Annotated in this window: 18 protein-coding genes and 1 pseudogene; 6 read left to right on the top strand and 13 right to left on the bottom strand. The window is 51.1% G+C overall.

From position 1 onward, the window contains the following. Window positions 1-67 precede the first annotated feature (67 nt). The 12 genes from SPICA_RS12975 to SPICA_RS15070 all read right to left on the bottom strand — a co-directional run bounded on the left by SPICA_RS12975 (window position 68) and on the right by SPICA_RS15070 (window position 12,331). Window positions 68-2,434 (bottom strand): MFS transporter, encoded by a 2,367-nt coding sequence (locus SPICA_RS12975; RefSeq protein ID WP_013969936.1) that lies wholly within the window; start codon window positions 2,432-2,434, stop codon window positions 68-70. 57 nt (window positions 2,435-2,491) lie between these two features. After that, window positions 2,492-3,115 (bottom strand): orotate phosphoribosyltransferase, encoded by a 624-nt coding sequence (gene pyrE, locus SPICA_RS12970; protein ID WP_013969935.1) that lies wholly within the window; start codon window positions 3,113-3,115, stop codon window positions 2,492-2,494. Between the two features lie 19 nt (window positions 3,116-3,134). Continuing rightward, on the bottom strand, window positions 3,135-4,061 hold the full coding sequence (locus tag SPICA_RS12965) for a dihydroorotate dehydrogenase (protein ID WP_013969934.1): 927 nt from the start codon (window positions 4,059-4,061) through the stop codon (window positions 3,135-3,137). After that, window positions 4,054-4,827, bottom strand: coding sequence for a dihydroorotate dehydrogenase electron transfer subunit (locus SPICA_RS12960; protein WP_013969933.1), 774 nt, complete (start codon window positions 4,825-4,827; stop codon window positions 4,054-4,056). The genes SPICA_RS12965 and SPICA_RS12960 overlap by 8 nt, the downstream gene beginning before the upstream one ends. Beyond that, the gene (pyrF, locus tag SPICA_RS12955) at window positions 4,820-5,824 is read right to left on the bottom strand and encodes an orotidine-5'-phosphate decarboxylase (protein ID WP_013969932.1); all 1,005 of its coding nucleotides are present in this window, start codon (window positions 5,822-5,824) and stop codon (window positions 4,820-4,822) included. Before pyrF ends, SPICA_RS12960 begins: the two co-directional genes overlap by 8 nt. Before the next feature lie 41 nt (window positions 5,825-5,865). Next, on the bottom strand, window positions 5,866-7,218 hold the full coding sequence (locus tag SPICA_RS15075; protein WP_013969931.1) for a dihydroorotase: 1,353 nt from the start codon (window positions 7,216-7,218) through the stop codon (window positions 5,866-5,868). A 9-nt stretch (window positions 7,219-7,227) separates the two neighbouring features. Then, the gene (locus SPICA_RS12935; RefSeq protein ID WP_013969930.1) at window positions 7,228-7,662 is read right to left on the bottom strand and encodes an aspartate carbamoyltransferase regulatory subunit; all 435 of its coding nucleotides are present in this window, start codon (window positions 7,660-7,662) and stop codon (window positions 7,228-7,230) included. Continuing rightward, window positions 7,656-8,585, bottom strand: coding sequence for an aspartate carbamoyltransferase (gene pyrB / locus SPICA_RS12930; protein WP_013969929.1), 930 nt, complete (start codon window positions 8,583-8,585; stop codon window positions 7,656-7,658). The genes SPICA_RS12935 and pyrB overlap by 7 nt, the downstream gene beginning before the upstream one ends. Before the next feature lie 444 nt (window positions 8,586-9,029). Further along, window positions 9,030-9,218, bottom strand: a complete 189-nt coding sequence (locus tag SPICA_RS12920) for a hypothetical protein (RefSeq protein ID WP_013969928.1) — start codon at window positions 9,216-9,218, stop codon at window positions 9,030-9,032. Further along, window positions 9,218-9,553, bottom strand: a complete 336-nt coding sequence (locus SPICA_RS12915) for a hypothetical protein (RefSeq protein WP_156789683.1) — start codon at window positions 9,551-9,553, stop codon at window positions 9,218-9,220. The genes SPICA_RS12920 and SPICA_RS12915 overlap by 1 nt, the downstream gene beginning before the upstream one ends. Before the next feature lie 67 nt (window positions 9,554-9,620). Continuing rightward, window positions 9,621-9,947, bottom strand: a complete 327-nt coding sequence (locus tag SPICA_RS12910; RefSeq protein ID WP_013969927.1) for a helix-turn-helix domain-containing protein — start codon at window positions 9,945-9,947, stop codon at window positions 9,621-9,623. A gap of 302 nt (window positions 9,948-10,249) precedes the next feature. Next, window positions 10,250-12,331, bottom strand: coding sequence for a methyl-accepting chemotaxis protein (locus SPICA_RS15070; protein ID WP_169311888.1), 2,082 nt, complete (start codon window positions 12,329-12,331; stop codon window positions 10,250-10,252). Between the two features lie 138 nt (window positions 12,332-12,469). On the opposite strand from SPICA_RS15070, the gene SPICA_RS12900 reads away from it, so the two are divergent. The 4 genes and pseudogenes from SPICA_RS12900 (at window position 12,470) to SPICA_RS12885 (ending at window position 17,965) form a co-directional block, all read left to right on the top strand. Then, a complete protein-coding gene (locus SPICA_RS12900; RefSeq protein WP_013969925.1) occupies window positions 12,470-13,012 on the top strand; it encodes a nitroreductase family protein in 543 nt (180 codons plus the stop codon). Between the two features lie 59 nt (window positions 13,013-13,071). Next, window positions 13,072-14,874 (top strand): DNA repair helicase XPB, encoded by a 1,803-nt coding sequence (locus SPICA_RS12895; RefSeq protein ID WP_013969924.1) that lies wholly within the window; start codon window positions 13,072-13,074, stop codon window positions 14,872-14,874. Further along, window positions 14,861-15,053, top strand: a pseudogene (locus tag SPICA_RS15915) (hypothetical protein); the annotation flags it as partial. The gene SPICA_RS12895 and the pseudogene SPICA_RS15915, both read left to right, overlap by 14 nt. A gap of 2,129 nt (window positions 15,054-17,182) precedes the next feature. Further along, window positions 17,183-17,965 carry an NYN domain-containing protein gene (locus SPICA_RS12885; protein WP_013969922.1) on the top strand — a complete coding sequence of 261 codons (783 nt, stop codon included), beginning with the start codon at window positions 17,183-17,185 and terminating at the stop codon, window positions 17,963-17,965. Between the two features lie 7 nt (window positions 17,966-17,972). Here the strand turns inward: SPICA_RS12885 and SPICA_RS12880 are convergent, their stop codons facing one another. After that, a complete protein-coding gene (locus SPICA_RS12880; protein ID WP_013969921.1) occupies window positions 17,973-18,851 on the bottom strand; it encodes a 1-acyl-sn-glycerol-3-phosphate acyltransferase in 879 nt (292 codons plus the stop codon). 187 nt (window positions 18,852-19,038) lie between these two features. Here SPICA_RS12880 and SPICA_RS12875 point away from each other — a divergent pair, with 187 nt between their 5' ends. Together SPICA_RS12875 and oppB are read left to right on the top strand one after the other, a co-directional pair. Continuing rightward, entirely contained in the window at window positions 19,039-20,625 is a 1,587-nt protein-coding gene (locus tag SPICA_RS12875) for a peptide ABC transporter substrate-binding protein (protein ID WP_013969920.1), read from the top strand. A 215-nt stretch (window positions 20,626-20,840) separates the two neighbouring features. Beyond that, window positions 20,841-21,770: an oligopeptide ABC transporter permease OppB gene (oppB, locus tag SPICA_RS12870; RefSeq protein ID WP_013969919.1), complete on the top strand. Its 930-nt coding sequence runs from the start codon at window positions 20,841-20,843 to the stop codon at window positions 21,768-21,770. Window positions 21,771-21,800: the final 30 nt, after the last annotated feature.

Here is a 21,800-nt window from a genome sequence, read left to right as displayed (position 1 = left end):
CAACGACGAATTGGTCATTTTCGAAAAGAATGGTAAAGGGTTCTTGCTGTTTCATGGGTACTCCTCATTAGTTCCAGTTTGATTCAAGAAAAAATACAATTAGTAGGGTAAGGAGTCGCAGGGTCTCAATCTGATTGCCGGAATGTTTTACTGTTTCGGCGAGATATGTCTGAACCTCTTCTAAAAACCAGACAAAGGACCCGAAGTGAATATCGATACGGAAGGCGAGCTCCTGAAATTGACGAGATTCTACAGCTTCTCCAAGTATTTCTGCAAGAATGTCCTGGGCAAAGCTAGTTATTTTTCTGAGAGCTTCATAGTCCTGTCCTGCATCAAGATGTTCCCTGACTTCCCGTATGGTATCGATCCGGTTCTGGATCTTTGTTTTGGAAAGTTTTGTGATGGGTGTTTTGTGGAATTTAAAGTTGGTTGATCGGATTTTCCATTCAAGTTGATGAAAGAGCCGGGAAATACGATCTGCATGAGCGCTTTCAGAGCCTGAAACAAAGGGATAAAAGTCTCCCGGTGGACCGAAGAGATTTCCTAACGCTATAGCATACTGACGGCGTATGCTGGAGGATGTTCCTGAGATGAGCCGGGGGAGCAGTTCACTGGAAGCTTCAAAAAGTCCCAAGCGGCTTGCTGCATCAGCCGCTGTCGCCCGGAGTCGATCGCTGGGGGCCTTCCGGTAAAATTCTGCCACTGCCACTGCAGCTTCATCGCCGCCGATATCACCAAGAGCCTGGATGCAGGCTTCCTGGAGTGCCTCCGACGTGGTATTGGTAAGACATTCAATGAGGGGGCCTACAGCCCGTCGGTCGCGAATTTTGCCCAGAGCTCGGGCTACGGCAATTTGAAAATGGGTCTGGCTGTCCCCTAGCCGGTGTAACAGGGGTTCCACTGCATAGGCAGACCTGATTCGTCCCAAGGCCCGGGCGGCCTCTTCCCGAATTTCTAGATAAGGGTCATCGAGCCGGGCGATGATCTCATCTAAGGCCAGATCGCCCGTTTCGGCCTCTATGGAGCGAAGGGCCTGTTCCGTACGGTCTGGGTCGCAGGCGGTGTCCAGGTCATCCATACAGGCATAGGTTTTTAGTATCCCCGGGTTGGCGACACGCCCGATGACAAAGCCCATGTCCCGTTCACGGCCTTCCCGAACCCGTGAAATGATCCATGCAGAAAAGATAACCATGAGCATACTACCTAGCAGGACTATATGAAAACCGGAGAAGCTTAGATTGATGAATGAAAGTTCGAAAGCAGCGAACGCATCCAGGAGCGTGCCCCCCAGGAGAGAGCCTCCTGAGGATACCAGGCCAACCAAGGTCATATACCATGCTACATAGGCGATACGATTCTTGCTGGGAGCTAGGGAAAGCATCATCTGGTTAACCCCTTCCCAGAAGGCTGGTGCAAGAAGTCCCCCTGCAATGGAGATGAGGGGGAGGAGATACACATAGGTCCTATGGTTGAGGAAAAAATACCCGGTCCAGCTGATAACAAAGAAACAGCCAAGCACAACCACCGGCTTCCGGCCCCATTTATCCATAATAGTCCCCCAAAAAGGAGCGGTGACAACCCAGGTAAGCTGAGAAATGACAAACATGATTCCAAGCCAGGTATTCGGTGCGGCGACGCCATTTGGATCGACAATAAAAGGGGATTGGAAAGGGCTAATAAGGTTGATGGAAAAGATAGCCAATCCTACTGCGATGGAGAACTGTATAAAGTTTTTGTTTTTCAGTGGCTCCAGGGCATCGAGGGGATTAAAGATCTCATTTTCAGCAGGTTCTGGTTCAGGAATAAAGAGGTTTATGATAATATCGACGATGCCCGAAAAGGCTCCAATACTGAAAATGCCAACATAAATCCAGAACGTATAGGGACCTTTAAATAAATCTAGAACCATGCTGGCCAGGAAAAACCAGATCACATTAATAATATTGATAATCGCCGAACGTCTCAGAAAAAAAGCTCCTCGGATGTTTTCAGGGAAAAGATCTGCAACCCAGCTCCACCAGCCGGCAGCGCTGGCATTCATGAAAATCCAGGAAAGGGGGACTGCAATCATAATTGCCCGGATACCCCAGCCGGTATTGCCGGAAGCGGCCGCGATGAAGGCGGCCGCCGCAATAGCCAGGGTGAGGAGCCGATGAATGAGATGGGCTGCTATGAAAAAGGGTTTCCGCCGTCGGGCATAGCCGTAAATAAAAATGGAGGCAAGCTGAAAAATACCCGACAGCTGGAGGAGTGCCACCAGGAGCCCAAGGGTCGATGAGGAAGCCCCCAGGTGGGTGACGACAAAGACATTAAAGAGCGGCTGGGGTGAACAGACAATACCCCACACGGTGGCCAGGCATCCGGTGAGGATATTAAGTTTCATGGCAAGATTAAGCTGTTTTGGAGATAGTTTTTTTACTGGTGTGAAAATCATAGGGTAAGTCTAATAGGACTTACCCGTCTCTGTCTAGGACTATGCTGATCCCGATGCTCAGGTGATAAATTTCCGGGACCCCGGTTTTACATAGGGTATCTGCTGTTTGCAGAGCGCACAGTCAGCCGCATCCCAGTTGGCCACACTGACCTTGCAGGCCGGGAAGATGGGCCAGCGTACCTGTGCATCCGGTGCACGGCGGTCTACCACACAGGCCAGGGCAACGACCTGGCCTCCCAGCTGTTCCAGGACTGCGGCACTCTCTTCGGAGGATTTTCCGGTGGTTACCACGTCCTCCGCAATGAGGATCCGCTGGCCCTGCTGTATCTCAAAACCCCGCCGCAGGGTCATGGCACCCGTATCATCCCGTTCGGTAAAAAGGGCCGGAAGTCCCAGTTGCCGGGCTAGTTCATAGGCTACAATAATGCCCCCTATGGCAGGCCCTACCACGAGGTCTATGGCAAGCCTGCCGGCGGCGATTTCCTCCTTAAGGGCTGCCACGACTGGTGCCAAGGCTTCTGCTGCCCGGTCAGGGTACTGGAGCAGCCGGGCGCACTGAAAATATCGGTCTGAGTGGCGGCCCGAAGAAAGCAGAAAGTGCCCTTCCAGCATGGCCTCCGATTGGCGGAGTAGTTCTAAGGTCCTGTTTTCCTTATTTTTTTGCTGATTGTTGTCCTGCATATTGTGTTTCTCCTTATGTTCACTCCCGATCCTGGAGGGAAAGCTCTGAAAGATGGCTAATCCGTTCGGTCTCCATATACTGTTCCAGGCCCTCGATAATATCAATCATGGTTGATGGACGGCTGAACGTAGCGGTGCCTATCTGGATGGCGGTGGCCCCGGCCATGAAAAACTCCAGGGCATCCTCCGTACTGGCGATGCCGCCCATTCCCACCACGGGTACTTGCACGGCGGCGCACACATCCCAGACCATGCGGAGGGCCAGGGGTTTAATGGCAGGGCCGGAGAGGCCCGCAGTCACATGGTCAAAAATGGGTGTGCGCCGCCGGATGTCGAAGGCCAGGGCTTTAAAGGTATTCACGAGGCTCAGGGCGTCTGCGCCGGCGTTGATACAGGCCAGGGCTACGCCAACCAGGTCCGGGGCATTAGGGGATAACTTTACCATGAGGGGTTTATCACAGACCCGGCGAACCGCCTGAACCACAGTGGCCGCATCGGCAGGACAGAGGCCGAAGGCCATGCCCCCGGCTTTAACGTTGGGGCAGGAAATATTAAGTTCTATCATATCAATCCCGGTGGCCGAAAGGAGCCGGGCCCCTTCCTGGTATTCTTCCACAGTAGAGCCGGAAAGGTTGGCGATTACCCGGGGACCCAGCTCCAGCATGGCCGGGAGTTCCTGTTCGATAAAGGCGGGAATTCCCGGATTTTCGAGGCCGATGGAGTTCATGAGTCCCGAGGCTGTTTCGTGGAGCCGCCGACCCCGGTTCCCTTCCCGGGGATGCAGGGTAAGCCCCTTGGTACAGATACCTCCCAGCCGGGATACATCGATGAGCCCCGCATATTCCTGGCCATAACCGAAGGTCCCGGAAGCGGCAATGACGGGATTCTTAAAGGTGATCCCTGCAATCTGTACCGACAGGTCCGGTTGTATGTTATTGTTATGCATCAAAGAGCACCTCCGCTGCGGGGAAAATGGGGCCATCGACACAACAGCGACGGTTGCCCCGGGTGGTACGGACCGTACAGCCCAGGCAGGCCCCAACGCCGCAGGCCATCCGTTCTTCCAGACTGATATAACAGGGCGCCTGACCGCATACTTCTGCAATGCGTTTCAGCATCGGTGTTGGTCCGCAGGCGTACACAGCCCGGAAGCCGGCGGGATTAAAAACGTCAGGAATCCGGCCCCGGTAGCCTACAGAACCATCTTCGCTTGCAAGGGTGAGGCTTTCCGGTGGAAAGCCTTCCAGTCCGTAGGGCTTGGAACGGAAGCCGCCGTAGAAATGGAAACTTCCAGGCGGAAGCCTTTCGCTCAGGTAGATGAGGGGGGCAATGCCGATGCCGCCCCCAACGAGGGCTATGGGACCATCACCGAGAGGCGGCACAGGCCAGGTGTTTCCAAGGGGGCCTGAAAGTTCTATGGCTTCCCCGGCTCGGGCTGTTACTAGTTCCCGGCTGCCCTTGCCCCGTTCGGCAATCATAAAGCTTACAAGCCCGTTCCGGTATCCCAGGACACTGATGGGCCGGCCTAAAAGAACCCCGCTCCGCTCAAGCCTAAGCATGAAAAACTGGCCTGGCTGGGGTACGGGGCCTTCCCAGCTTACCTGCATTTCGGTAACAAGCCCTTCGCCGGGAACAGTATGAATCGGTGCATTAGCAACGATGGTGCAGGATAAAAAGGCCCGATCATGATGACAGGTGCTGGAATCAGCCATGGGATACCCCCGGAGCAGTGGGGTGAGGATTATTGCCTGACCCTGGGGCTGAGTCTGAGGTTGTACTGGAGTACCCGGTAGCGGCCGTACTGGCGGTCCCTTCCGGGACGCCGCAGGCGGCGAGAATGTCGGTTTTCATTCTTATGACCTCCCGGCGGGCGGCGGCGGCTACGTCGTTATAGGTCGCCTGGGACAGGTTCTGGGATTCAAAGTCGGTAAACCAGGCCTTCAGGATGGACCGGGAAGCATTGACCACCCCGCCGTTTCCATCAATCAATAATCGGGCCGCATCCTGGGCGGCTCCTCCCTGAGCTCCATAACCGGGTATGAGGAAGAACAGGTCCCGGTAGGTCTGCCGTATGGTTTCGGATTCTTCTGCCTCTGTACAGCCGACCACCACACCAAAGGCTCCATACCCCCGTTCGCCCCGGCATTCCTTCGTCAGGGCTGTCATTTTGCGGCCCACCTCATGGTAGAGCCGTCCCCCCGAAGCCAGTTCCTGGTATTCAAAGTCCCGCATACCCTTGTTGCTGGTCCGCATGAGGACAAAGGCTCCCTTTCCCCGTTCTTGTGCATAGCTAAACCATGGCTCGATGGAATCCATCCCCATATAGGGTGAAAGGGTAACTAGGTCTGCTTCAAAATCCCCTTCGAAATGGGCTTTAGCGTAACATTTTGCTGTATCGGCAATGTCCCCCCGTTTAATGTCTGCTATGACAATACCTTTCTGTTCTCTTATATAGCGTAGGGTGTCCCGGTAAGCCTCAAGTCCCGGAAGCCCCAGGGCTTCGTAATAGGCAATCTGAACCTTATAGCAGGCTGCAACATCCCTGGTTGCATCGATAATAGCCCGGTTAAAATTATAGAGGGCCCTGGCTTCTGAGGCGGCATGGAGCCGTTCCCGGGGAGGGATATATTCCGGGGCCGTATCAAGGCCCACACAGACCGGCCCCCGATCCCGTACAGAATCATAGAGGGCATCCATTTGTAATCTCATCACGTTCTCCTTACTTCATGGTTTTAAGAGGGGCGAGGCCGTTACCGCCTTCCCTCATATACAATCTGTCCTTGGTGCAGGGTCATGAGGATCCGGCCCTGCAGTTTTCGGCCGATGAAAGGACTGTTACTGCTCCGGGACTTGAAATCTGTTTTTTGAACCACTACTTTTGCCTGGGGGTCTACCAGGACCAGGTCTGCCCTTGCCCAGGGGGCGAGGATGCCCCGGTCGGTGAGGCCCAGGATGCGGCTGGGCTTGTAGCTCATCAGGGCTGAAAGCTTTTGCAGAGAGCAATGGTTTCCCTCAACCAGCGTAGTATAGGAGACTGCAAAGGCTGTTTCGAGGCCAATAAAGCCCGGTGCCCCCTGGATTTTATCAGACTCAGTATGGGGCGCATGGTCTGTCGCAATGGCGGTGATGGTGCCATCCTGTATGCCCCTGATCAGGGCTGTAATGTCTTCGGTGTTCCTGAGGGGGGGATTGACCCGGCCAATGCTTTCAGGGCCGAGCTCTTCCGCATCTTCCTCCGTACAGGCTAGGTGATGGGGGGTAACCTCGCAGGTAACCCTGAAACCATCCTGGCCGCTTTCACGGCTCGAACTTCGGGAAGCGTCGGCGGCCTGGGCCTTTCGTACCATCTCCAGGGCTTCTTTGGTGGATACATGGGCTATGTGGATAGAGATGCCGCATTCGGCGGCAAGCCTGAGGACCCGCTCGGTGGCTTGGTTTTCTTCTATCCGGCTCCAGTATGCCCGGGCTGCGCCTGCAGCCTTTGCCGCTTCTGCTTCGGCTCCGCCCCAGTCACAGTGGTAGCTTACCCTGAGCCCCAGCTGTCGAGCTGAGCGAAATGCCCTGCGTAGGGTCTCATCATCGGATACGTCCCTGCCGTCCTCGGAAAGGAGCCGTACCGTGTCCCGAAGGACCCCCGGATCCGGGGCTTTCGCCAGGGCTTCCAGATGGCTTGTGTCGCGGCCTTCCATGCCCCGGGTCAAAGAGAGCACCGGGTACAGGTCGATGAGTCCGAGCTGATGAGCGCGTTCCCGCAGGAGCTTGGCCAGATCCAGGTTGTCGATGGGCGGTTTGGTGTTGGCCATACAGACCACCGTACCATAGCCTCCGGCGACAGCGGCCAGGCTCGCCGATTCCAGGGTTTCCTTTTCCGGAAAGCCCGGGTCGCGGAAATGGGCGTGCAGGTCCACGAAGGCAGGCATGAGTACCCAATCGGTGCCGGAACAGTCAATGCGCAGCGCCGGGCCCGGGAGCCGTTCATCAACCTGGAAGTCTTCCTTCGAGTTAAATGAAATGGTTTTAATGTGTCCGTTTTCAATAACCAGGGTGCCCCGGCGGTCCATGCTGTGGTCTACCAGCCGGACCTGTTCAAAAATAATTCTCATGGGCCTGTCCTACCGGAAGTCCTCGGTGCTTCGCTGCTCATCGCAGTATTCACAGCGGTAGAGCCCCTGCTCTGGGTCCACCAGGTGAAATATGTGGGGGGCGTAGCGTTCTGTGGCGGTGATGCACCGGGGGTTTTTACAGATGAGGATGTTTTCTACTCGTTCGGGGAGTTTCAGCCGGATTTTTTCGGTGATTTGTTCGTTTTCGATGATGTTTACGGTGATGTTCGGGTCGATGAGGCCCAGGACTGCGAAGTCGATGGTGATTTCGTTATCAATCTTGATGATATCCTTCCGTCCCATGCGCTTTGATTCGGCGTTTACCACAAAGGCGACGGTGTAGGGCGCCTTGCCGAGGCCGAGCCAGTTAAAGATCCGCAGGCCCTGGCCTGCTTTAATGTGGTCAATGACGATGCCGTTCTTTATTTTTGCTATGTTTAACATGATGCAACTCCTAACAGTGAGGCTATCAGGGCCATACGGACATACATGCCGTATTTTGCCTGGGCAAAGTAGACTGCCCGGGGGTCTGCATCGACCTCAATGGCGATTTCATTCACCCGGGGCAGGGGGTGCAGGATGATAAGGTCCTTTTTTGCGGTTTTTAATTTTTCATTGTCCAGGATATAGAAGTCCTTGAGCCGGACATAATCTTCTTCATTAAAGAACCGTTCCCGCTGGACCCGGGTCATGTACAGCACATCCAGGTCGCCCATGACCGCTTCGAGCCGGTCCGTTTCCCGGTATTCAATCTGGTTTTTAGCCAGGGCTCCGGTTTTGATGTAATCGGGAATCCTAAGTTCCGGCGGAGAGATAAAGACCATTTTGTTGTTTTTATACCGGGCCAGGGTTTCTGCCAGCGAATGCACCGTTCGGCCGAAGCGGAGGTCGCCGCAGAAGCCTATGGTAAGTCCTTCGGTGGTACCCCGGAGCTGGCGGATGGTCAGGAGATCCGTCAAGGTCTGGGTAGGGTGGTGGTGGCCCCCATCGCCCGCATTAACTACTGGGACCGATGAATAGCGGGAAGCTAAGAGGGCAGCCCCTTCCTTGGGATTCCGCATGACAATGAGGTCCGCGTAGGCCGCTACGGTCCGGATCGTGTCGGCCAGGCTTTCCCCCTTGGCTACCGAACTGGAGGAAGGTTCGGCGAAGCCGAGACAGGAACCGCCAAGCCTCAGCATGGCCGCTTCAAAACTGAGGCGAGTTCGGGTGCTGGGTTCAAAAAAGAGGGTAGCCAGAATCTGTCCCCGGCATAGATCCCGATAGTGGCTCTGGTTTTTCTGGATCTGCTCTGCCAGTGAGAACAGGGCATCCAGTTCTGTGAGTTGCAGATCCCGAGGGTCTACAAGGTGTCTGCCTTTCAGCATGGGGCCTCCCTAGTACCAGCCCTTATAAGGGCCAGCTTTTATTTTAATAGTGAACAGGCTGTTATAAGCTGCAATCATATTTCAACAATCGTCTTTCAAAAGCCTGTGAAGGCAAAAAAAAGCCGCCCTGACAGGGCGGCTATAAAAAGCAAAAGAAAAAATAGTACCGGGGGCTGGTTCTGGCATGAACTGTACGGTGCCGTTATGGGTACCTTTTTGTAGGTGCATCCTATCCCCCAAATTAACACTTTAAAAAACTTCAGTTTTTAAAAGTGTTCCTTAAATAAGTACAAATCCTGAAAGGATTTGTAAAAGCGCATCTGAAAACTGACAGAGATTTCAGATGCGCTTATAATTGGCGGGATGCTACCACAGGTATGGGCCTTCGCGCAAGCCCCTTTTGGTTTAAATTGGGTATGTAAACAGAGAAGGTACCCCCCTGGCCTACGCAACGAGTTGAGCTAATTCAGCTTTGTACTGAATGAGCACATTGTCAAGTATCACGGGTTTCATTTTCAAGGCTTCAGAGTGCAACTCGGGATAGGTTTCCCGTACCAGCTCTAGTGGGGTTTCCCCCTTGTAGTGATTGTAACGCTGACAATTGAAATAAGCTTGGTAATACGCCGCTTTCATTAAAACTCAATTTTACTCCCAAAAGATTCAGCCGCATAGAGTTCCTCCTCTACCCATCGATGAAAACTCTCGACATCACTTTGGTACGTCTTTGCTCCTGGTGGAATCAGATGGTGTCGTGCCAGACAACATCGCTCTACCACATGGGTAAACATCGTGACTTTGTCGCTGTTCCAGGGAGCGGTAAACTCGGTCCCATTGTCTGTCTGTATGACCGATCCGGCAAGGGACAGCCCAAAGCGCTGCAGGTGTTTGTGCAGATGTAAGAGAAAGAGCGCTGCATTCGTGACCGATTTCTCTCGGCCATAGGCCATAAAAACTGCCCCAGTTCGCACACAGCGGGCCGTAAATTGATATTTGGGCAGATGGTGATGTTTATATTCGGTATAGAGTTCTGGAATATCATCCAGATACTTGACGTCTCAGTCGAACTGCACTTTTCCCCTTCTCCCGTAGGTGCTGCGCCTCCTGTATCAGTTTGAAGCGTACCCACGGTTTTGTGGCTTGAGGGCTCCTCTGGGGTTTCCGGCTTCGTTCTTCCAATCCAGCCTTCTTATCCGCTTCATACCGTTTCACCCACTTCCGCACAGTCTTGACGGTGGTGCCATACTTCCGGGCGGTAGGTTTTGTCCCATGCGCTAGGGCATCCTGAACCAATTTTAACCGCAGTTCATACCGGTCTTCCCATTTCTTGATAAATTCATAATACTTATATTCTAGTTCTATCATTTGGTACCCTCCTGTGTATTGTTGTTATTCATACAGTATTCTACCCAGATCCGTTGGATTTGCGTAGGCCAGGGGGGTACCTTCTCTGTTTACATACCAGAAAAAGATGAAACTCAAAATGAATCCTTAGGCGTATGGCAAGTGCATCATATTTCAAATAATGGATATGATAATAGGCCTGAAAATTTAATTTGGATTAGGAAGACAATACATTTTAACTATATTCATAAATAGTATAGATTTGTATATACAGCTCATCAGTTGAGACGCCTCTAAAATCCACCAAGCTTTTAGAGGCCCCCTTATATTTTGAAACGGGCTACCAAGGCTTCCAGGTCCTTAATAGCTTGAGCATTGTTGGTGCTTAAGTTGCTGATGTGTTCCATGGCCTGCACAATTTCCTGTGCTCCCCCTGCATTTTCCTGGGAGGCCTGTTCAATTTCCTGGGTACCCTTCATGATCCGGCTCATTTCATCCAAAATTGACTGGCTTCCTGTGCGGATTTCTTCTGAACCGGAACGGATTTCGGCAGTTATCTGGTTCAGTTCTTTCATGGCCAGGAGAACCTGCTGAGAACCCTGCTGTTGCTCTTCCATAGCGTTTTTAATTTCTATTTCCTGGTTTCCCACTTTGCGAATGTTGTCAAAGACTTTATCGAACTTATTCTGGGCTTCTGCGGTGGAATTAACGGCCTGTTCGATGAGTTCCTTTACATTCTGAAGCACCTGGGAAATAGTCTTGCTCTGTTCATTGGCGTTTTCTGCCAGTTTCCGAATCTCTTCAGCAACGACCGCAAAACCTTTACCTGCGTCCCCTGCATGGGCCGCCTCGATAGCCGCATTCATCGAAAGGAGATTTGTCTGGCTGGCTATGTTGGAAATAATCGTATTTGCTTCAAGCATGCCTTCGCTGGCCTGGTCTATCTGATGAATAAGACTTTCTACTCCGTTCAGCAACTCTTTACCCGAATCAGAATCGTGTCCCAGGGTAGTGATGGATTCATAATTTCTAATTGCTGTCTGGGCTACCGTATTGATATTGGCTACCATTTCTTCGATGGCACTGGACGCTTCGGTCAGGTTCGTCGCTTGGGTTTCAATCATCTGCAGGAAGGATGAAATATTTCTGTTAATCTGTTCCACCGTAGCGAGGGTCTCGCTGACCCCTGCAGACTGGTTTACTAACTTATCCCGAATGTCCTGGGTGTTACCAGAAATTTGTCGGGCGCCGCTAGCCGATTCGGTTGTATTAGCTTGGAGCTCATCTCCCAAAAGCCGCATCTGTTCCACGATGTTTCGTACCGAACCTACGATGCTGTGTATCAGATCGAGAAACTGGTTCAGGCTTGTTCCCATCTCTCCCAGTTCGTCATGGGTGAGAATGGTGAGACGTTTCGTAAGATCCCCTTCACCCCGGGCCAGGTCTGCGATGGCGTTTTTTGTTTCCTGGACTGGTTTGCTGATAATACGGCTTACGAGAAAAATAAGAATTCCCAAAATAAGAGCAAGTCCAAAAAAAGCGAAGATTGCGATTACGACTGTTTGCCGAGCTGGGCGTAGAAGCTCCGTTTCTGGTACGGCAATGAGATAGCTCCAGCCAGGAATACTTTCAAGAGGATAGAAGAAAGCATCCATCTTGGTACCATCAGGCATGTAAAAAGCGCCAGTACCATTGGTTCCATTGGTCATCCGTTCTGCCAATGCCTTAAGGCCTCTGTATCCTGCAGCTTCGGACTCGAAAAGGTTTAATTTCATACGAATAGTTGAATCTGGGTGATAGACCACGAGACCCTTGTTGTCAATTAATATATGTACCGCTTTGGTTTCTTGGCCCTGTTTAAAATATTGGGAAATTCTGTTCAAGCTTAACATTAGCCCCACCGCGGCTTTGGGAGTCTTTTGCGTGTTCTCCTTAATTGGAACGGCTATAATTACAACTGGATTACCAGAAATATTTGAAATAACCGCATTACTAATACTGCTAGACTTGTTTAGGTAAAAGATTTCTTGATAATAATCTCGGTCATTAACCTGGATTTGCTGGCCCTCTACACTGTAAGCTTTGCCTATTGGTGTAATAAGCAGAATGGAATCCAGATTTGAGTCATAAGCCTTTTCTTCCTGAAAAGCCTCCTTTGCCCAGTCCCATATAGCCGATGAAACCCGGCTTTCCCGGCATAATTGTTGAGCTCTGGTTCGGTACGATTCAAAGACGATATCAATGGTATGGGCTGTACTCTGTGCACTTTCCATTGTAGCATGTTGGATAATCGTACTGGTGGTGGTTTTAGTGGTTATAAATGTAATAGCGCCAATAAGAACTAATATTACAACAAGCGGAAATAATAAAAAAAGATACATCTTCTGTTGGATAGAAAGCTTCATAGTGCTCCGTGCTCCCATATGTTCTCTGCAAAAGCTAAAAGCTTTTGTAAAGATACCTATTTGGTATTTGCTGATGATAATAGTTATATTTAAAATTGATTACAATAAGAAAAAACCAAATGGGGGTATATTTTTGTTATGATATTGCAAGAAATTGATGAACGTCGATCTAAGCGCGGTTTGAGTCCAGAGCTTTTAAGTACAGATATGATACAGGAAATCCTTACCGCAGGCACCCTGGCTCCATCTTGTTATAATAACCAGCCCTGGCATCTTGTCCCTGTTCAGGGTGAAAAACTACAGGAGCTTCATGAAGCCCTGGCAGAGGGAAATCGTTGGGCTAAAAAAGCTCCTCTTATTATTGCCCTTGTTACACGGGCTTGCGATGACTGCCGGCTCGATGAAGGCCGGGATTATGCCCATTTTGATTTAGGCCTCTGTGCTATGAACATGATGCTCCAGGCAACCCATCTGGGCCTGATTGCGCACCCGATTGCGGGCTTTAGTCCTAAAAAGATTCGTGCCATATTACATATACCCAAGGATTATGACGTGGTTACCCTGTTGGTAATTGGGAAACCGGGTTCTGCAGAAGACTTGGAAAACTGGCAGATTAAATCGGAAACCGCACCACGGGAGCGGAAAAATCCGGAAGAGGTTGTACATTGGAACGGTTGGTGATGAACTAAATAAATTCTGGCATTGCAGTACGCGGGCCCTTCCGGTACAATAGTCCGGATATGGCAAATCCTGCGAACCCGTTAATTATCCAGAGTGACCGAACCCTGCTTATGGATGTACATGCCGAAGGGGCTGAAGAAGCCCGTTCGGCCATTATGCCCTTTGCAGAGCTGGTAAAGTCCCCTGAACATATACATACCTATCAGATTACTCCCCTTTCCCTGTGGAATGCGGCCAGCGCGGGCTTGAGCCCCCAGGATATTCAGCGGGTCCTCGAAGCATACTCCCGCTATCCGGTACCGCGGAATATCCTCGAAGGTTTTGCGGATACCATGGCCCGCTACGGGAAAATTAAGCTGGTGGCCCCCGAGCACCCCCCCCAGCAAGCCCCCGAGCAGGCCCCACCACAGGCCGTCCCCCAGCAGACTGCCTCGCAGGCTGGCACAGGCCCCGGCAGCAATTCCGCAACAACACCTGCAGAATGCTCCGCCGGGGCTCAGACCGATACCCTGCTGCTGCTTTGCGAGAGTGAACCCATCCGGGCAGAAGTTGCCGCCGCTAAAAGTCTCGCCAAATACCTCATCCCCGATGGTCCCGCCTTCAGGCTCAAACTTGTAGACCGGGGTACCGTAAAACGAGAACTGATCAAACTGGGCTGGCCCGTGCAGGACCTGGCGCCCCTTGCCGCAGGGGAACCCCTGGAAATCAACTTCCGGACCACCACCAGCGGCGGTAAACCCTTTGCTCCCCGGGATTACCAGGTAGAAGCCGCCCGCTCGGTAGTCGGAGACGGCGGCCCAGGCTCAGGTTTTGGGGTCGTGGTCTTGCCCTGCGGATCCGGCAAGACGGTGGTCGGTATGACCGTCATGACTATGCTGAAAACCAACACCCTCATTCTCACCACCAACGTAGCAGCGGTCCATCAGTGGATTGATGAACTTCTGGATAAAACCGATCTGACAGCCGAACAGATTGCCGAATATACGGGGGATGAAAAATCTGTAGCCCCCGTTACAGTGGCTACCTATCAAATCTTAACATGGCGCCCCAACAAGGACGCCGATTTCCCTCATTTTAAGCTTTTCCGTGAACGGGCCTGGGGACTTATCATATATGACGAGGTGCATATGCTCCCGGCACCGGTGTTCCGGGTGACAGCAGAACTGCAGGCGGTGCGTCGGCTGGGCCTCACCGCCACCCTGGTCCGGGAAGATGGGGCAGAGGACGCCGTCTTTAGTCTCGTGGGGCCGAAACGCTACGATGTCCCCTGGAAGGATCTGGAAGCCAAAGGCTGGATTGCAGAAGCCCTCTGCACGGAAATCCGGCTGGATCTGCCGGAACAGCTAAAAATTCCCTATGCAGTGGCCAATCAGCGGGCAAAATATCGCATCGCCAGCGAAAACCCCCTTAAAATCGCCGTGGTTCAGCAGTTGATCGAAAATCACCCCGAAGATCGGATACTCGTCATTGGCCAGTACCTGTCTCAGCTGTCGGAGCTCGCCCGCATCCTCAAGGTTCCCCTCATTACCGGTCAGACTCCCCATGCAGAACGGGAAGTAATCTATCATCGCTTTAAGCAAGGCGAACTCCGGCTTATCGTCGTATCCAAGGTAGCCAATTTTGCCATCGACCTCCCCGATGCATCCATGGCCATCCAGGTGTCCGGTTCCTTCGGCTCCCGGCAGGAAGAAGCCCAGCGGCTCGGTCGAATCCTGCGTCCCAAAAACCGGAACTCCTATTTTTATACCATTGTCTCCCGTTTTACTGTAGAAGAGGAATTCGCCGCCAACCGGCAGAAATTCCTCGCTGAACAGGGCTATAAATACACCATTCAGCATTGGACCGAAGATGAACTCAGTTAGAACCCCTGCAATATCCATCTTCCCATCCATCGAAAACTGGAAAGCCGCCCTTATGCAGCTTCCCGAAGGTCCCTTTTTCGATATCCTCCGCAGTTATCTGGGGGATATAAAAACACCCTTTAACAAACAACGGCTGGTCGATGACCTGACCGCCTTCCTCTCCCGGCAGGAAATTCAGAAACGCATTGCCGCTCTTTTAGATGATACGGACCGCCGCTGTATTCTCGCTATTGCCATGCTCTTTTCGGCAACACTACAGGACCTGGCTATATTTTTCGAAGGAGATTACAGCTACGCGGAGCTCTATGGGTTCATCCTGAATTTAGAAGAACGATTGCTAGTCTTTAAGACCATGGATGAAGGTAGATCTCGGATCAGTCTCAATCCAGTCCTTGAACCAATTTTGGTTCCTATCCTTCAAGAACCATCCATACTGTTCCCAGCTTTGCCCATCGAAGATCTACCCTCCGAATCTTCCGAACCAGTCAACATTATGTCAGGTTTAGCGGCATCCTCGGTAACATCAGAACTTATTCTGGGAGCCCTGTTAGCATGGCTATTCAATGCAGGGCAAGTTTTTAAGTCCGATGGCAGTTTTAAGAAAAAGGCCCAGGATGAATTGGAGCACCTCTTTGCACAGGCTGGTGGTGCTTCCTTCGCTGGCGATCTGACTCATGCCCTAGAATACCTGGGTATTCTCCGTGTCGAAGAGGGAATCTATCATATTGATGAATATCGTCTTGAGGCTTTTGCTTCTCTTGAGCCCAGTGATCGGTGTGAGTATCTTGCAGCGGCTTTGCTTGCGGTAGAATTGGATCTTGAACGTACAAGCCGTCGCCTTTCCCGGGATCGCCTGCAAAACTGGACCCGGCTCATTCATCGAATTTTACATTCTATGCAGGACGGGTGGATCTATAATGAACAGAGCCTCCGCAGGTTCTGGCTTATAGAGGCGCAACGCGCCGCAGAGCTGCACCGTTTTGGAGAACATGAAAATATCTCTTTTTCAGCACTAGCCCACTGCCCCGGCGTGGACCCTATCGACTTTTTTCATGCCCTTATAAAAGCCATGAAAAGGGCTGGGCTCCTGGTTCCGGTAGCGGATGGCTATATCCGTACATCCCAGGGCGGCCTCGATCACAACCGGACCAGGCCCTTCATTGTCTGTGATGCGAGTTTTTCCATTGTTGTGTATCCCGAAATCCCCTTTAAAGAACTCAGTCGATTGGCCCGTTTTTGCAGGCTTCTGGAAGCAGGACAAACACTGAAGCTCGAGCTTTCCCGGGACGGCTTTATCCGTGCCCTTGACCGAGGATTTCGATTAGATGATCTTAAAAATCTTTTAGAAACCCTTTCCACAAAACCGATCCCCCAGAGCCTTGTATGGTCTTTGGATGAATGGGAACATCGTTATCATGCAGCTGCTCTCTATAAAGGCATGATCCTTGTTCTCGAATCGGAACGACGTTATATTGTAGAAATCGATAGTGTAAAGGATCTGATAGATAGGGAGCTTGCCCCAGGGGTGTATTTGCTGCGGGATGCGGATGAAAGCTTGCTTTCGGAGGTATTGGAAAAAGCTGGGCTGGATACCCTAGCCCGGCCGGCACCTTCCCGTACAGGACCTTCCCGACAGGCAACGTCTCCTTCAGATGAAACCTCTGCCTTGCATGTCGGTTCTGGCACCCCCCAGGCCAACCATGCTTTTTCCAACCCCCAGGCCAGTCCGGCTTTTGCCCGGATGAACCCCTTCGCTCGCTCGAGCGGACGATCCCGTTTTGAGGAAGAAGATCCTCGTTCCAGCCTGTTTGCCCGAACCATTGCCCCAGCGCCTGCATCCCGGACCGACACTGCATCTCTGGCCGACCCCGCCAGCGAAGCGGATATGACAGCCTTTGCAAAAAAACTGCTGGAAGATCTCCACTCCAAACTTGAAGCAAAACCTTTAACCAAAGAACAAAAAAACGAACTGTCAGCTCGTATCGATCGGCGGCTCATCCTCGATGAAAGTCAGCTGGTGGCGGCGGCGGTGCGTTACGAAAAACTAGAAGCCCGGGGACTCGACTATGTGGGTAAGGTACGCCTGGTGGAACAGGCCCTCTCCCAGAGAGCTCTCATAGAACTTTTCTGGCGGGGTCCCAAGGGCGAGGCTAACCGTGCTATAATTCGTCCCCTGGCTCTTGAAAAATCTGGCACAGAGCTTATGCTACGAAGTGAATACTATCCCGAAGGTGAGGTCTTTAACCTGTCCATTGGGAAAATAAGTCTAGTGCGACGCCTTAAACGTTCAATTTTTGGAGAATGAGCTATGCCCTTATTACCCTTTTCTGCTGCCCAACCGGTTCCCAACCAGGCGAAACTCGCAGTACTCATCGATGCGGATAACACCCAGCCTGCCATTATCGATGGTCTTTTAAATGAAGTTGCCAAATATGGTGTAGCCAGCGTAAAGCGGATCTATGGGGATTGGACCAGTACCAACCTGCGGTCCTGGAAAGACCGGCTTCTGGAATATGCTATCCAGCCCATCCAGCAGTTTTCCTATACAAGCGGCAAAAATGCTACCGACAGTGCCATGATTATCGATGCCATGGACCTCCTTTATACGGAAAAACTGGACGGCTTCTGTATTGTCTCCAGCGATTCAGACTTTACCCGGCTTGCCGCCCGGATCCGCGAAAGCGGCCGTATCGTCTATGGGTTTGGTGAAAAGAAAACCCCCAAGGCCTTTGTGGCAGCCTGTGACAAGTTTATCTATACGGAAATACTGAAGGAACAGCAGGAAGAAAGCGAAGAAGATGAAGTAAAGACTACCGCTAAAAGCCAGAAGGATTTTAAGGTTGATCGGCGGCTCCTCTCCTTACTGCGCAATGTGGTGGATGATCTGGCCGATGAATCAGGCTGGGCGTACCTGGGTTCGGTGGGACAAAACATTACCAACCGATCCAGTGAGTTTGATCCGCGGAACTATGGCTTTAAGAAGCTGGGAGACCTCTTCCGGGCCATCCCCCAGTTTGAGATTGAAGAGCGGGCCCAGGAAAACGGCCCGGGCCGGCAGGTATATATTCGCTGGAAGCGCCGCAGCCGTTGAGCTCCCCTTAAACCTTCGGCCGCCGGCTTTCGGCTTCCCGGTGCATTTGTTCCAGCAATTCCATAATTTTGTCTACCGTAGCCTGTTTCTTGTCTTCCACACCGGCGGCCTCTGCCTCGGCCCGGGCCTTTTCACGGAATTCGGCGCAGCTAGTAACAGGCCCGATGGTAATACGAACCACATCCTGGGTCACCTGGTCTTCTGCCATGTCCCCCGGCTGTATCCGCAGAACCTCCCCATTTATGGCAATGGGGCAGAAATACTCAAAGGACTTAATATAAGAATCAATCTCCCGGACACCCCGTTTGCTTTCCGGGTCCCAGGGGCGGAACCGGGTTCCAGCAGGGAATACCAGGATAAGCTTGCCCGACACTTTTACCTCATTCAGAGTCTTCATAGCTGCCCGGTTAATTGCATTACTGCGGATAATCTCTGCCCGGTCCTTTTCGGGGTCCAAGCCCTGGAGGGAGCGGCTTGGGTAAATCACAATCCGGGTATAGGCTTCGGTAAAGGCTGCTACCACCGGGTTCGATTCATTGAGCTTTAAGCCTGCAATGGCCACAATGGCATCGGCCAGTTCCTGGCCATCGGGAAGCTCTTTTCGTAAGAGGTAGCTGATAGAAGGCAGGTCAAAGTTACTGTAATGTTCAACCAGTAAAAGGCAGGAATGGCCTTCTTTGGCCTTCTGTAATAATTCCCGCAGATGTTCGGCCCCATCAACCCCTGAGCCGGGAAGCATGAGCTCTTCGAGAATTCCATCAATATAAGGAAGTACTGCCTTGTTTGCTTCTTGATACACGTTGTTTTCTGTGACTACCGTATCAAGTCGGGCTTTGCCCATCATTTGCATAATGCGATCGCGATAAACTGCGCTAATTGGTTTCATAAGTTATTAGTATACAATTTGTAGAAATATACTGTCAATTGCGACGAATTTTGCATTGTTGTCAGCTATATGCAATAAATTGCATGTTTTTACAGAAAATATGCTCAAAACTGTTGCGTAAATCAAAATAGCGATGTATAAAAAATAAGTTCTATTCGTTGATATGATAGATCAAGGAGGAATCAACATGAAAAAGAGTGTACTAGTAGCCGCTCTTGTGGTTGGATTCGCTTCTCTGTTTGTTCTCTCCTGTGCTCAAAAGGAGTTGACCGCAGACAAGGCCGAATTCATCGTGAACAACGCCGCTGAACCTCAGACTCTGGATCCGTCTCTGATTCAGGGTGTACCTGAACACCGGCTTTATATGGCCCTGTTCGAAGGTCTTACCATTAATGATCCCAAAACTTCCAAGGCGATCCCCGGTATTGCTGAATCCTGGACCATCAGTCCCGACGGCAAGACCGTAACCTTTAAGCTCCGCAAGAGCACCTGGTCTGATGGAACCCCAGTTACCGCCAAGGACTTTGTCTACGGTTGGCTCCGGACACTGAAACCCGAAACTGCCGCCGAGTATGCTTACATGATTGGCATGGTAGTAAAGGGTGCCGATGACTACAATCAGGGCAAGACCACCGATCCTTCCACTGTTGGTGTAAAGGCTCTTGATGACTACACCCTCCAGGTTGAACTGGTTGGTCCTGCGGCATACTTTGTCGACATGACCGCCCACTATGCCTTTGCTCCCCTTCCCCAGCATGTTATTGAAAAGTTTGGTGATCAGTGGGTAAAACCGGGCAACTTTGTTGGCAATGGCCCCTATACCCTCAAGGAATGGAAACCTCAGGAATACATTTTTGCGGTTAAAAACCCCAAATACTGGGATGCCAAGAATGTAAAACTGAATTCTATTAAGATTCTTGCGGTTACCGATGAAAAAACATCCTATAATATGTTCCTTAAGGGCGAAATTGATTGGGATACTTCTGTTCCCACCGATATTATCGACGAAGTTAAACTGCGGCCCGATTATCAGGTTAATCCCCAACTTGCAACTTACTACTACTGCTTTAATAACCAGCGCAAACCCTATGATAATCCTCTTGTCCGCAAGGCTCTGGCTGCTGCGATCGACAAGAAAGCTCTGGTAGAAAAGGTTACCAAGGCCGGTCAGATCCCCACCGATGCCTTTACGCCTCCTATGGCTGGCTTCACTCCCCAGCCCGGAATTGGTTACGATGTAGCCAAGGCTAAGGAACTCCTTGCTCAAGCTGGCTATCCCAATGGTAAGGGTTTCCCAGTGCTCACCATTAAGTACAACACTAACGAAGGCCATAAAAAGATTGCAGAATTCGTACAGGAACAGTGGCAGAACAACCTGGGTATTAAGGTTGAGCTTAAGAACGAAGAGTGGAAGACCTTCCTCGATACCAGGTCCAATGCTCACGACTTTGATGTAGCCCGTCATGGTTGGGTTGCAGACTATATGGATCCCTCCAACTTCCTGGAACTCTTTATTACCGGTGGTGGTAACAACGATGGTCTCTATTCAAATCCCAAGTTTGATGAACTGGTAAAGAAAGCTGCCTCAATGCCCGACAGCCCAGAAAGAAATCAGACGCTTATGGATGCAGAGAAGATATTCGCCGAAGATCAGGGAATGCTGCCCCTTTACTGGTATGTCGATCTTGATATGATTGACCTTACTAAGTGGGATGGCTGGTATGGCAACCCGCTGGGTGTTCATCACTGGAAGTTCATTTCCAAGAAAAAATAAGGCGCTCTAGTCTCTAAATTTGGAAGGGCGCCCTTGGGGGCGCCTTTCTATTTAATCCCTGTGGTGAAACATCTTAAAAGAGGAACTACACCTGTGGTACTATCCTGTTAAGGTTATTACCTATGAGGGATAAACTCCCCGAATAGGTACAGTTACCTTCCGGTGACTATAGCTATTTGGCGAGTTCGTCAAATTATCTTAATCTGGAGGAAATGATGGCCAGGTTCATCATTCGTCGTTTGCTGAGTATTATTCCCACGATGTTTATCATCGTGACGCTCAGTTTTTTTCTCATTCGCTTTGCACCGGGCGGCCCCTTCTCTTCGGAGAAGAAAATCCCCGAAGCGGTGTTACAGAATATTCTTAAAAAATATCACATGGATGAGCCCCTCTTACAACAATACGGGCGGTATCTTCAGGATATTTTACGGGGCGATCTGGGGCCTTCATTCCGGTATCAGGATCAGACTGTGAATGAACTGATTGGGGCTACCATGCCTACATCGATCATCCTTGGTAGTTTTGCCCTTGCCCTCGCTTTCTTCCTGGGAACCCTGGCAGGAATTGTGAGTGCCCTGAGACAGAATAAATGGCCTGATTATCTATCCATGTCTATCGCAGTTATTGGTATATCGGTGCCCCTTTTTGTTATTGGTCCTGTCTTACAGCTCGTATTTGCTATGAAGCTGAGCTGGTTGCCTACATCGGGCTGGATAAACAGTCGGGCGGGGTGGAAAACAATTGTCCTTCCTATGATTACATTAGCATTCCCCTATTTTGCCTATATTGCCCGGCTTTCCCGGGGATCTATCCTCGAGGTTTTACGGTCAGACTATATCCGTACTGCCAGGGCTAAGGGCTTAAAAGAGTCGGTTGTTATTATAAAACATGTGCTTAAGGGTGCCCTGTTGCCGATCGTTTCATACCTAGGACCAGCCTTCTCTGGTATTATAACTGGTTCAGTGGTGGTCGAAACGGTATTCCTTGTCCCCGGGGTTGGGCAGATATTCGTTCAGTCTGCCCTGAACCGGGACTATACCCTCATCATGGGGGATATTATCGTCTATTCTGCGATCCTGGTGGTCATGAACTTTGTGGTAGATATCCTGTACGGATTGCTTGATCCGCGGATTGCGTATAAATAGGAGTACTTCATGGCTGATACTGCTAAAAAT

It is taken from the genome of Gracilinema caldarium DSM 7334 (assembly GCF_000219725.1).
Taxonomy (GTDB): Bacteria; Spirochaetota; Spirochaetia; order Treponematales; family Breznakiellaceae; genus Gracilinema; species Gracilinema caldarium.
Note: the sequence above shows the minus strand (reverse complement) of the source record. Positions and strands in the feature narration are given on the sequence as shown.

Coding starts and splice junctions, on each gene's coding strand:
- SPICA_RS12895 (WP_013969924.1), top strand. CDS start 13,072: ATGGCAAATCCTGCGAACCCGTTAATTATCCAGAGTGACCGAACCCTG.
- pyrB (WP_013969929.1), bottom strand. CDS start 8,585: ATGCTGAAAGGCAGACACCTTGTAGACCCTCGGGATCTGCAACTCACA.
- SPICA_RS12960 (WP_013969933.1), bottom strand. CDS start 4,827: ATGGCTGATTCCAGCACCTGTCATCATGATCGGGCCTTTTTATCCTGC.
- SPICA_RS12910 (WP_013969927.1), bottom strand. CDS start 9,947: ATGATAGAACTAGAATATAAGTATTATGAATTTATCAAGAAATGGGAA.
- SPICA_RS12935 (WP_013969930.1), bottom strand. CDS start 7,662: ATGTTAAACATAGCAAAAATAAAGAACGGCATCGTCATTGACCACATT.
- SPICA_RS12880 (WP_013969921.1), bottom strand. CDS start 18,851: ATGAAACCAATTAGCGCAGTTTATCGCGATCGCATTATGCAAATGATG.
- SPICA_RS12885 (WP_013969922.1), top strand. CDS start 17,183: ATGCCCTTATTACCCTTTTCTGCTGCCCAACCGGTTCCCAACCAGGCG.
- SPICA_RS12965 (WP_013969934.1), bottom strand. CDS start 4,061: ATGCATAACAATAACATACAACCGGACCTGTCGGTACAGATTGCAGGG.
- SPICA_RS15070 (WP_169311888.1), bottom strand. CDS start 12,331: ATGAAGCTTTCTATCCAACAGAAGATGTATCTTTTTTTATTATTTCCG.
- SPICA_RS15075 (WP_013969931.1), bottom strand. CDS start 7,218: ATGAGAATTATTTTTGAACAGGTCCGGCTGGTAGACCACAGCATGGAC.
- SPICA_RS12900 (WP_013969925.1), top strand. CDS start 12,470: ATGATATTGCAAGAAATTGATGAACGTCGATCTAAGCGCGGTTTGAGT.
- SPICA_RS12875 (WP_013969920.1), top strand. CDS start 19,039: ATGAAAAAGAGTGTACTAGTAGCCGCTCTTGTGGTTGGATTCGCTTCT.
- pyrE (WP_013969935.1), bottom strand. CDS start 3,115: ATGCAGGACAACAATCAGCAAAAAAATAAGGAAAACAGGACCTTAGAA.
- oppB (WP_013969919.1), top strand. CDS start 20,841: ATGGCCAGGTTCATCATTCGTCGTTTGCTGAGTATTATTCCCACGATG.
- SPICA_RS12975 (WP_013969936.1), bottom strand. CDS start 2,434: ATGATTTTCACACCAGTAAAAAAACTATCTCCAAAACAGCTTAATCTT.
- SPICA_RS12920 (WP_013969928.1), bottom strand. CDS start 9,218: ATGAAAGCGGCGTATTACCAAGCTTATTTCAATTGTCAGCGTTACAAT.
- pyrF (WP_013969932.1), bottom strand. CDS start 5,824: ATGAGATTACAAATGGATGCCCTCTATGATTCTGTACGGGATCGGGGG.